General features: G+C 63.4%; 10 protein-coding genes. 9 read left to right on the forward strand and 1 reads right to left on the reverse strand.

The features are described 5' to 3' along the window. Window positions 1–160 precede the first annotated feature (160 nt). The 6 genes from HV773_RS26025 (at window position 161) to HV773_RS26050 (ending at window position 7,018) form a co-directional block, all read left to right on the forward strand. Complete coding sequence (locus HV773_RS26025) at window positions 161–1,582, forward strand: GH1 family beta-glucosidase (RefSeq protein WP_377729200.1); 1,422 nt, start codon at window positions 161–163, stop codon at window positions 1,580–1,582. A 37-nt stretch (window positions 1,583–1,619) separates the two neighbouring features. After that, on the forward strand, window positions 1,620–2,879 hold the full coding sequence (locus HV773_RS26030; RefSeq protein WP_129561997.1) for an ABC transporter substrate-binding protein: 1,260 nt from the start codon (window positions 1,620–1,622) through the stop codon (window positions 2,877–2,879). Window positions 2,880–2,933: 54 nt separating this feature from the next. Then, window positions 2,934–3,842: a carbohydrate ABC transporter permease gene (locus tag HV773_RS26035; protein WP_227875387.1), complete on the forward strand. Its 909-nt coding sequence runs from the start codon at window positions 2,934–2,936 to the stop codon at window positions 3,840–3,842. Further along, the gene (locus tag HV773_RS26040; protein WP_129561999.1) at window positions 3,839–4,774 is read left to right on the forward strand and encodes a carbohydrate ABC transporter permease; all 936 of its coding nucleotides are present in this window, start codon (window positions 3,839–3,841) and stop codon (window positions 4,772–4,774) included. The genes HV773_RS26035 and HV773_RS26040 overlap by 4 nt, the downstream gene beginning before the upstream one ends. A 36-nt stretch (window positions 4,775–4,810) precedes the next feature. Next, a complete protein-coding gene (locus HV773_RS26045; protein ID WP_129562000.1) occupies window positions 4,811–5,914 on the forward strand; it encodes an ABC transporter ATP-binding protein in 1,104 nt (367 codons plus the stop codon). 81 nt (window positions 5,915–5,995) lie between these two features. Further along, window positions 5,996–7,018, forward strand: coding sequence for a substrate-binding domain-containing protein (locus tag HV773_RS26050; protein WP_129562001.1), 1,023 nt, complete (start codon window positions 5,996–5,998; stop codon window positions 7,016–7,018). A gap of 57 nt (window positions 7,019–7,075) precedes the next feature. On the opposite strand, the gene HV773_RS26055 is transcribed toward HV773_RS26050, so the two are convergent. Then, the gene (locus HV773_RS26055) at window positions 7,076–8,515 is read right to left on the reverse strand and encodes a cytochrome c peroxidase (protein ID WP_129562002.1); all 1,440 of its coding nucleotides are present in this window, start codon (window positions 8,513–8,515) and stop codon (window positions 7,076–7,078) included. A gap of 454 nt (window positions 8,516–8,969) precedes the next feature. Between HV773_RS26055 and HV773_RS26060 the strand changes: the two genes are divergently transcribed. The 3 genes from HV773_RS26060 to HV773_RS26070 all read left to right on the forward strand — a co-directional run bounded on the left by HV773_RS26060 (window position 8,970) and on the right by HV773_RS26070 (window position 11,131). After that, window positions 8,970–9,857, forward strand: a complete 888-nt coding sequence (locus HV773_RS26060) for a DUF2092 domain-containing protein (RefSeq protein WP_129562003.1) — start codon at window positions 8,970–8,972, stop codon at window positions 9,855–9,857. A 362-nt stretch (window positions 9,858–10,219) separates the two neighbouring features. Then, a complete protein-coding gene (locus HV773_RS36690) occupies window positions 10,220–10,444 on the forward strand; it encodes a DUF6515 family protein (protein WP_160113452.1) in 225 nt (74 codons plus the stop codon). A 249-nt stretch (window positions 10,445–10,693) separates the two neighbouring features. Then, on the forward strand, window positions 10,694–11,131 hold the full coding sequence (locus HV773_RS26070) for a Fur family transcriptional regulator (RefSeq protein ID WP_227875405.1): 438 nt from the start codon (window positions 10,694–10,696) through the stop codon (window positions 11,129–11,131). Window positions 11,132–11,406: the final 275 nt, after the last annotated feature.

Consider the following 11,406-nt stretch of genomic DNA (forward strand, 5'->3'; position numbering starts at 1 on the left):
AGCGTTCGCAGAAACTACATAAAAGCCTCCAGAAAAACCCGAATTGCCCGCGAGATTTTGCGGCTGATATCGTGCGCGTCAAGCGCTGTGGAAGCGCTTCCACATCAATGCCGCCAAGGCGCTTCAACGCCTTGTTGATGGCTTTCGCGCAGGAGCTTTCGTGACACACGATCTAGCCGCTTCGCCGCATTCTGCGTCGCCGTATTCCGATCCGACTGCCACCTTCGAAGACGACGCTTTCATGCCGTCGCCCGATTCCGCGCTCTGGCGGCACGATTTCCTGCTTGGCGCGGCCACCGCTTCGTACCAGATCGAAGGCGCGGTGGGCGAAGACGGCCGTCTGCCGTCGATCTGGGACACCTTCAGCGCCACGCCCGGCAAGGTGCTCGCGGGTGATACGGGTGCGGTGGCCTGCGATCATTACCACCGCTGGGAAAGCGATCTCGATCTGCTCGAAGCACTGAACTTCGAGGCCTATCGTTTCTCGATTGCGTGGCCGCGCGTGATGGATGCGTCGGGCAGGCCGAACGAGAAGGGCATCGGTTTCTACCGGCGCTTGCTCGAGCGTTTGAGGGAGAAGGGCATCCGGACCTTCGCGACGCTCTATCACTGGGACCTGCCACAGCATCTGGAAGACCGCGGTGGCTGGCTCAACCGCGATACCGCCTGGCGTTTTGCCGATTACGCGGACCTGATGAGCCGTGAATTGTCGGGCCTCGTCGACGCGTGGATGACGCTCAACGAGCCGTGGTGCTCGGCGTATCTCGGCTATGGCAACGGCCACCATGCGCCGGGCCTCGCGAACCCGCGCTATGCGACTCAGGCCATGCATCATCTGCTGCTCGGCCACGGACTGGCGACGGCGGCACTGCGCGCGAACGATCCGCGCTCAGCCAAGGGCATGGTCGCGAACGTAGGGCGCGGCACGGCGGATTCGGACTCGCACGCCGACTTCACCGCCGCGCGCCGCTTCGAGGTGCAGCACAACGCGTGGATTCTCGACCCGTTGCTCAAGGGCGAGTATCCGGCCGAGCTGTTCGAGTTGTGGCCCGGCACCGAGCCGCTTGTACTCGAGGGCGATATGCAGACGATCGCGGCGCCACTCGACTTCCTCGGCATCAACTACTATTTTCGTACCCATGTGAAAAGCGACGGCGCGCACGGTTTTGTCGAAGTGCCGCTTGCCGGCGTCGAGCGCACGCAAATGGGCTGGGAGGTCTATCCGGACGGCCTGCGCGATCTGCTCGTGGGGTTTCGTCGGACGTATGAAAACCTGCCGCCTGTCTATATCACCGAGAACGGCATGGCGTCCGACGACAACGTGCGTGACGGGCACGTGGACGACGCGCAGCGCATTGCGTTTCTCAAGCGCCATCTGGCCGCCGTCGATGCCGCGATCAAGGCGGGCGTGGACGTACGCGGCTATTTCGTTTGGTCGCTGCTCGACAATTTCGAATGGGCGTTTGGCTACGAACGGCGCTTTGGCGTGGTGCATGTGGACTACGGCACGCAAAAGCGCACACCCAAGCGCAGTGCGGAGTTGATTGCTCGCTTCATCGCAGAGCGGGGCGCGCGTGACTGAGTTCAAATAGACAAACCGGTACACCGGAGGAGACGCAATGAAGCGATTGGACCGGATAAACCCGCGCGCGCCAGTGCTGCGCGGCATCGTCGCCGCGCTCGCCATGGCCGGCGCGCTCATGGCACACGCGGCGGACGCTCCGCTCAAGGCCACCGTGATTCACTGGTGGACCTCGGGCGGCGAATCGGCCGCCATCAAGCAATTCGCGCAAGCCTACGATCAGGCGGGCGGCCAGTGGGTCGACAACGCGATTGCAGGTGCGGACCAGGCGCGCGCCACGGCGATCAACCGCATCGTCGGCGGCGATCCGCCCACGGCGGCGCAGTTCAATACGTCCAAGCAGTTTCACGACCTCATCGACCAGGGACTCCTGAATAATGTCGATGCCGTAGCCGCCAGGGAGAACTGGAATGCCATTCTGCCCGAGTCGGTGCTCAATCAGATCAAGGTGAACGGGCATTTTTATGCAGCGCCCGTGGACATCCACATGCAGGACTGGTTCTTTTACTCGAAGCCCGCGTTTGCCAAGGCCGGCATCGCGAGCGAGCCGAAGAGCTTCGACGAGCTTTTCGCCGATCTCGACAAGCTCAAGGCGGCGGGCCTGATCCCGCTCGCGCTCGGCGGCCAGGCGTGGCAGGAGAAGATCACTTTCGATGCGATCTTCGCCGACATGGACCGCAATCTCTACATGAAGGTCTACCGCGACCGGGACTCGAACGCTGTCAATTCTCCAGCGTTCAAGAACGTGCTGACGACCTTCAAGCGCCTGCACAACTATGTCGATCCGGGCTCGCCCGGCCGCAACTGGAACGACGCGACAGCGCTCGTGATTTCCGGCAAGGCGGGCATGCAGATCATGGGCGACTGGGCGAAGGGCGAGTTTTCCAATGCGCGCCAGGTGGCGGGCAAGGACTTCGGCTGCTTCCCGGGCTTCGCGAATTCGCCATATATGGTGGCGGGCGACGCGTTCGTGTTTCCGAAGACCGACAACCCGCAGGCCGTGAAAGCGCAGCAACTGCTCGCGACGGTGATAACCTCGCCCAAGGCGCAAGCGGCGTTCAGCGAGAAGAAGGGCTCGATACCGATTCGCCAGGACGTGGAAACTTCGAACTTCGACATCTGCGCGAAGGAGGGCATGACGATCATGAAGGACAAGTCGCGCCAGTTGCCGAACCCGGAGATGTTGATTCCTCCTGACGTGCAGGGTGCGCTTCAAGACGTCATTACGAACTTCTGGAACAAGAACCAGCCCGTCGACGACGCGCAGAAAGCGTTCGCCACGGCGATCAAGAGCTGAGCCGGGCGGCCCATGTATGCGCTCAAGCTGGATCAGGCAAGGCGGCAGGAGCGAATGAAGCGCGCGAGGCGCGGGCGGCGCCTGTCGCTGGCCGCGTGGATTGCGCTGCTGCCGATGGCGGCCACAGTCGTGTTTGCGTATCTCGGCACGATGCTGTGGACCGCACGCGTTTCGATGAGCTACTCGCGCTCGCTGCCGACCAACACGTTCGCCGGCGCGACGCAGTATGTGCGGCTTTTCGAAAACGACCGCTGGATCGTCTCGCTGCAGAATCTCGCGATCTACGGCGTGTGCTTTATCGTGGTCTGTCTCGCGATCGGCCTGCTGCTGGCGATTTTCATCGACCAGCGCGTCGCGGCCGAGGGTGCGCTGCGCACGATTTTCCTCTATCCGTATGCGATGTCGTTTGTCGCAACCGGGCTCGTGTGGCAGTGGATCCTCAACCCTGAACTCGGTGTGCAGGCCGTGCTGCGGCACATGGGTTTCGCGCATGCGCACTTCGACTGGATCGTCTCGCAACGCTTCGCGATCTATACGCTCGTGATCGCGACCGCGTGGCAGGCTTCGGGGCTCGTGATGGCATTGCTGCTCGCAGGACTGCGCGGCATCGACGAAGAAATCTGGATGGCCGCGCGCCTCGACGGCATTCCGCGTTGGCGTGTCTACGCGAGTATCGTCGTGCCGATGTTGAAGACGTCGATGTCCACCGCGTTCGTGCTGCTCTTCGTGATGGTGGTGAAGCTCTACGATGCGGTGGTGGCCATGACGCAAGGCGGCCCCGGCACCGCAAGCGAGGTGCCGGGCAAGTTCATCATGGATTACCTGTTCAATCGCGCGAACATTGGGCTGGCTTCCGCCGCTTCGGTTGTGCTGCTGGCGACGGTGCTTGCGGTCCTCGCGCCGGTGCTGTACGCACGAAGCCGTGTTTCGGCGATGGCGGCGCGCAGGGGAGAGCGAACATGAGTGTGCCGCTTGCCAAACCGTCCGGTGTCCGCACGAACGAGGCGAAACCCAGGCTCCGCAGGCCGGCCCCGAAGCGCCGGCGTCATTTCACGCCAGCGCGCCTCGGCATATACGGATTCCTGATTATTGCCGCGTTGTTCTTCCTGCTGCCGCTCTATGTGATGCTCGTCACTTCGGTCAAGCCGATGGACGAAATCCGCATGGGCCATCTGCTTGCGCTGCCGCTTCATATCACGCTCGCGCCATGGCGGGACGCGTGGTCGTCGGCATGCACGGGTCTCGAATGCGCGGGCATTCACGTGGGCTTCTGGAATTCGGTGCGCATCGTCGTGCCGAGCACGATCATCTCGATTGCGGTAGGCGCGGTGAACGGCTACGCGCTCTCGTTCTGGCGGCCGCGCGGCGCAGGCGTGCTGTTCGCGGTGCTGCTCGCGGGCGCATTCATTCCCGTTCAGGTGATGGTCTATCCGCTCGTGCGTGTGCTGGCCACCGCACATCTGTTCGCTTCGCTGCCGGGTATCGTCTTGATTCACACAATTTTCGGCATGCCAGTGATGACGCTGCTGTTCCGCAACTACTATGCTGGGCTGCCGCAGGAGCTTTTCAAGGCAGCGCGCATCGACGGCGGCGGCTTCTGGCGCATCTTCATTCAGCTCATGCTGCCGATGTCGACGCCCATCATCGTGGTTGCCTTGATCATGCAGGTCACGGGCATCTGGAACGACTACATCCTCGGGCTGGTTTTCGCGGGCACGAAGAACCTGCCGATGACTGTGCAGCTCAACAACATCATCAATACCACCACGGGTGAGCGGCTCTACAACGTCAACATGGCCGCGACGATCCTTACCTCGCTCGTGCCGCTCGCGATCTATTTCGTGTCGGGCCGCTGGTTCGTGCGCGGCATCGCGTCGGGCGCGGTGAAGGGGTGAGCCGTTGAGAATGAGATCAGGGTAAGGAGGCAGACGATGGCGAATCCGGCAAACGTAGCGGTGCACAATCTGCGCATCGAGCTTGGCGCGAACACGGTGATCGAGGACCTCGACCTCGACGTGCGCGCGGGAGAGTTCGTGGTACTGCTCGGCCCTTCGGGCTGCGGCAAGTCCACCTTGCTGCACAGCATTGCCGGCCTGATCGACGTCACCGACGGCAGCATTGAAATCGCCGGCGAGGACATGACGTGGGCCGATCCCAAGGATCGCGGCGTGGCGCTCGTGTTCCAGTCGTACGCGCTCTATCCCACGATGAATGTCGAACGCAATCTTTCATTTGCATTGCGAATCAATGGCACGCCACGGGCGGAAATCGAGCGGCGCGTGCAGCGCGCGGCCGAGATGCTCCAGCTCGGCCCGCTGCTTTCGCGCAAGCCGTCGCAGCTTTCGGGCGGTCAGCGCCAGCGCGTGGCGATCGGCCGTGCGCTGGTGCGTGAAGCCGATGTGTTCCTGTTCGACGAACCGCTTTCGAATCTCGACGCCAAGCTGCGCACGGAGTTGCGCCGCGAACTCAAGCAACTGCATCAGCAACTGGGCGCGACGATGATCTACGTGACTCACGATCAAGTGGAGGCTATGACGCTCGCCACGCGCATGGCGGTCATGAAGGGCGGCGTGATCCAGCAGTTCGGCACGCCCGCTGACGTCTACGCGCGGCCCGAGAACCTGTTCGTGGCGACCTTTCTCGGCGCGCCGCCGATGAACCTGATGCGTGGTGCGCTCGAAGCCGACGAAGGCAAACTGTGGTTCCGCGGTCCGCAGCTTGCCGTGGACGTCTCGCGCTATGTGTTCAAGGGCGGGCCCGACCTGGCCCGGCCATGCGTGCTGGGTGTACGTCCCGAAGATGTGCGTTCGGGCGGCTCGGCGCGTTCGACCTCGGGAGACGAGGCGCTGCAAGGCGAAATTACGCTGATCGAACCGATGGGCAACCACCGGGTTCTCTGGCTCGACTATCATGGGACGCAGATTGCTTCGATCGATCAGGACAAGACGCCGCTCGCGAGTGGAGCCAGCGTGCCGTTCGAGATCGACGCCGGGCAGGTATCGTTGTTCGACGAGGCGAGCAGCCTGCGGCTTTGAGCACCTATTCATCAGATCATTGGATGAAAGGGGCGGGCGCTCGAAAAGCATAATCAGAAGAATGCAAAGGGACAAACAAGCGTGGCAACCCTTAAAGACGTGGCAACGCTGGCCGGTGTGGGTCTTTCCACAGCCTCGCGGGCGATCTCGGGCAAGGGGCCGGTGTCGGCCGAGGCTGCCGCGCGCGTGCAAGCCGCCATCGAGCAACTGAACTTCCGGCCTTCGTCGATTGGGCGGGCGATGGCGACGCAGTCGCTCGGCATCGTCGGCATTTTCGTGCCGACGTTCTTTGGCTCCTATTACGGCACCATCCTTAAGGAGACCGATACTGAATTGCGAGCGGTGAAGCGGCACGTGGTGGTGGCGACCGGTTGCGGCGAGGGCTCGCCGCGCGAGCAGGCCATCGAGGCCGTGCGTTTTCTGATCGGGCGCGACTGCGACGGCATGGTGGTCATCAGCCATGACCTGCACGACGAAGATCTCAACATGCTGCATGCCATGCATCCGCGCATGGCATTCCTGAACCGTGTGTTCGATCAGCTACCTGAAGCGTCGTTTTGCGCCGACCACTTTCACGGCGGCGAACTGGCCGCGCGCACGCTGGTCGAGCACGGCCATCGCGAGATTGCAGTGATCGGCGGGCCGGCCAGCTCTTCGGACAACCTCGCGCGTCTCGACGGTTTCTTCACCGAGCTCGCGTGCCACGGCATCGCGCGCGAAGCGGTGCCGCTCATCATGTCGGACTTCTCGCCCGAGGGCGGTTACGCGGCGGCAGGCGCGTTGCTCGACTCGAAACGGCGCTTCACGGCGCTCTTCTGTGCGAACGACACGATGGCCATGTCGGCACTCGCCCATTTGCAGCAGGCGGGCATCGCGGTGCCGGGAGACGTCTCGGTGATGGGCTACGACGACGATTATTCGGCGGCTTATATGGCGCCCGCGCTCACTTCGGTCCATATTCCGACCGCAGAGCTCACCCGCAACGCCGTGCGCTGGCTGATCAACCAGTGCTACGGCGCGCACTGGGACATCGAGCGAAATTTCGATGTGAGCGTGACGATGCGCGCATCGGTTGCGCAGGCGAATCCCGCGCGGCTTGCTTGAAGCAGGGTTGCGCTGGATGGCGGTGGCGCACAATCGCGCGCCACCGCCCGCGCCGAATTACGGCGGCGCGGCAAGCGCGGGCGAGGATGCCGGAGCGGTGGGGGCGCTGGTGGGCGTGGTGGCAGGCGTATAGGTGCCGTTGAGCGACTTGAGGAACGCGGTAAGCGCGTCGACGTCCACCTCCGAAAGCGTGACGCCAAGCTGATACCGCGCCATCTTGCGCACGGCCTCACGCAGATCTGTCACGCTGCCATCGTGGAAATACGGCGCCGTGAGCGCGACGTTGCGCAGTCCAGGCACCTTGAACGACTGGCGATCGAGCGGATCGTGCGTGACGTTGGCCCGGCCGTTGTCGGCTTCGGTCAACGCGTCGCCGCGTGCGGCGAAGTAGTCTCCGGCGCGGCCCATGCGCTCGAACGATTGCCCACCCAGATTGGCGCCGACGTGGCAGCTCGCGCAGCCCACCGACTTGAACAGGTTATAGCCACGAACTTCTTCGCCGCTCAATGCTTCAGTGTTACCGCGCAGCCACGCGTCGAAACGGCCGGGCGTGAGCAGCGTTTTTTCGTATTCGGCGATGGCGTTGGTGATGTTCGCGCCGCTCAGGCCATCGGGGTAGACCTGCACGAAGGCGTGCGCGAACGGCGCATCGGCGTTGAGCTTGCCGACGATCTGATCCCACGATGTCGACGCCATCTCGACCGGATTGAGCGGCGGCCCGCCTGCCTGATCCTGAAGCGTGGCGGCGCGCCCGTCCCAGAACTGCGTATGGTTGAGCGCGGCATTGAACACCGTGGGCGCGTTCACGCCGCCCAACTGGCCGCCCACACCGAGCGAGCGTTTGCGATTGTCGACGCCGCCGGTCGCGAGCGAATGGCAGCTCGCGCACGAAATGGTGTTGTCGACGGACAGGCGCGGGTCGTGGAACAACTGCGCGCCGAGCGCGACCTTGCGCGGGTCGGTCGGCAATGCGTGCGGCAACGGCTGCACCGGATCGTTCTCGAAGGCCGCCGCGACGCCGGGCGTCACATACCAGCGCTTGCGTTCGTGCGAGATCCACGTGAGCAGCGTTTGCTGGTCGTTCGGGTTCAAGCCAGTGCGCCAGTGCACCATGCGAAAGCGCATGGGAGGCATCGTGTCGTTCGTGGCCACGCGCTCGAGCTTGGCGAGATCGGCCTGCGGGGGCGGCGAGCCGTTGTGCAGCGCATTGAACACGGCGTCGAGCCGGAAATAACGTTGGCCGGTTTCGATGTCGTACCGTGAGAGCTGCTGGATACCGGGCAGCGACGCATACGCTGGCAGGACCGCTTTAGTCGAGTGACAGTAATAGCACGCGTTGCGGTCGAGGATATTGCGAACCTGTGCCGCCGCGGGCGACGCGGCGGGTTGGTCGGCTGTGCTTTCGGTATAGAGGGTGTCGTGATACCAGGCGATGCCGGTAAGGCCGAGATAGCCGGCGGCGAGAAGCGCGGCGGCGCCGACGAGGAATTTTTTCATTGTTGGATTTGATTGTAGGGAACCTGGGAATCCTGAACGGATATCGAGCCCGTACAAGCCCACTCTGGCATGGACCTGAAAGCGGTGAAAACCAGGGGACGCAGGGCCGAGACGGATTAGCGTGCTGATGCTACCGATACCCGGCGTCCGCGCCATTGCGGCACGTCAAGCAGCTCTGACTTATCGGCCGAGAATCAAAACGGGCTCCTGAGTGCGAAGCGCCGCTTCCCGGCCCACGCGAAGAGACGCTTTAAAGGGGGCGTCACCGAGCCGCGAGAGCAGGGCAGCGGCGCATTCGTGCCGCGACACGCTAGCCGCTGGTAAGCTGGGCCCTGTGAAGCCCAGGCAAGGCCATGTCCAGGCTTCGCTGACCAGTGCCGGTTCGCGCGCGCAGGGAACAACGGAGTGCCGCAAGCTGGGACGGTCATAGACGACCTTTCAGTCAGGAGACGGCGTGAACAAAATTGTCTTCCCTGGAGTCATTGCGCGAACCTTGGCGGTGCCACTCGCACGACCGGTTTGTGTCGCGCTCATGGGCGCTTTCATGCTGGGCGGCTGCGCCCACCGGCAGACGGCGGGCACGCACGAGCCGGCGCAATCGAACGTGCCGTCGCCGCTCAACGACCTCGGCAGCGGGCCGGGCGAGGGCAGCGCTGCCACAATCGATGCACGCGCAACGAATGCGATCGATGCCATGGGTCAGTATCTGCGCTCGTTGCGCACGTTCGAAGTGGACGCCGATACCGCCACCGACGCCGTGCTCGACAACGGCCAGAACGTAGCATTCCTGCATCACACCGTGCTCAAGGTCAAACGGCCCGATCGATTGCGCGCCGACATCACCGGTAACGGCAACGTGCGCGGCATCGTCTACGACGGTCATCGCTTCACGATCTTTAACCAGAAGAAGGGCTACTACGCGCGGCACGACGCGCCACCCACGCTCGACGGGCTGGTGCGCGACCTCGTCACCAACTGGCATATCGAGACGCCGCTCGTCGACTTGTTCTATTGGGGCAACGGCAAGCCCGACGACAGCGCCATTCAATCGGCGCAAACGCTTGGCAACGAGAAAATCGACACGCGCACCTGCACGCACTACGCATACCGTGAAGCGGACGTGGACTGGGAGTTATGGGTAGAAACCGGGCGCAGGCCGCTGCCGTGCAAGATGATCATTACCGACACGACCCAGCCGACGCGGCCCCGCCATGAAGTGACGTACCACTGGAGGCTCAATCCGGTCTTCGCGGCGTCGACATTCGTGTTCCATCCGCGCCCAGGCGCGCGGCAGATCGAACTCAAACCCGCGGATCATTCGCCTTACGGGGAGGCGGAATGAGGAGGCCGACTCACGCACGGCGAGCCATCGCCGCGAGCCTCGTGGCGTCGATGGTGCTGGCCCCGCACGCGGCCCTCGCGTTCCGCGGCATGGCGCGCACCAGCATTCATCCGATGGGGGGCAATTTCGGTGGCGGGCAGATCTCGAGGCCCGGCTTCAATGGCGGTGGGGAGCAGTTTCATGGCGGTCAGCCGGGGCCACATCCGGAGCCAGGACCCGGGCCGGGGCCTGGCCCCCATCCGCCTGGGCCGCCGCCCGGACCGGGACCGCATCCGCCAGGCCCACCGCCCGGACCTGAGCCGCATCCTCCCGGACCACCACCGGGACCCGGACCTCATCCGCCCGGACCGCCGCCACCTCCCTTGCCTCCGCCATATTGGGGCGGCGGGTGGTATGTCGATCCGGTTGCAGCGGCCGTTACTGTCGGCGTGACGGCTGCCGTGGTCGGCACGATGGTGGCAAGCCTGCCGCCATCGTGCAGCGCCGTGACGATCGGCGGCACGACTTACGAGCAATGCGGCGCGACCTGGTATCAGCCGCAGTACATCGGCACGCAGGTGCAATACGTCGTCGTGCCTGCGCCGTAATCGCTCGGCTAAGGGCGAGCGAAAGGGTGCAGGGCGGGGCGGCGTGCACTCGCATTGGAACCATCAGTACCTGTGCGCATGCCTTGTGGCATGTGCACAGGTACATGGAGCGCAGGCGCTGGCTTAATTGCTTGAGGAACGAAGGGACTTAAGCAATTCTTAAGCTACCGACGACGAGACTATCGGCCAAGTCTGAAAAAGTGTGCCGATGGAATGAAAGCGATTTACTCCGATCTGAAGCGAGCCCGTATGCGCCCGACCTCGAGTCGCGTCGCGGTCCTGCATTTGTTCCATGAATTTCCGCACGAGCACATGACTGCTGACCAAGTCTTTCGGCGCGTGCCGCCCGAGACCGAGCAATGCAGTCTTGCGAGTGTGTACCGTGCGCTGGCGCAATTGCTGGACGCGGGCCTGATCACGAGCGCGTGGATTGGCGAGCAGCGCGTCGTGTATGAACTCAATCGCGGCACGCGTCATTCGCATCTGGTCTGCAGCGATTGCGGCACGATTTGCGATATCGACGACAACGCGCTCGAATCGCAGCACGCGGCCATAGCCGCTGCACGTGAATTTCGGTATGCAAGTGCGAGTCTTGTGATCTTCGGGCGCTGTGCGCAATGCGAGGCCTCGCTGGATTCGGCCGTGCGGCGCGCGGGCGCGCCGCATGGGGTGGATCGGCGCGCGTAATAGCGAGGCGTTGCAAGGGAGGATGGATCTGGGCGGTGGCGGACGGCGGAACCAGTGAATTCTTGATTTTACATAATATAAATTATCGAAGTTTTTGGTGTTACGGCTTTTTTGAAATGTCCGGTTCTGGCTCATTAGAAATGTCCGATTCCTGCCCTGGTTGGAGCGCACGCTCACGCGAGGCGTCGACCAGGGGCGAACCATGAACGGACGTGAGCTGATCACGGCAAGCATGCGCGAACTCGAGCGGGTCAAGGTCATCGAGGCGGTCGTTG

The sequence above is a fragment of the Paraburkholderia caffeinitolerans genome (assembly GCF_902859945.1).
In the GTDB taxonomy this organism is placed as follows: Bacteria; Pseudomonadota; Gammaproteobacteria; order Burkholderiales; family Burkholderiaceae; genus Paraburkholderia; species Paraburkholderia caffeinitolerans.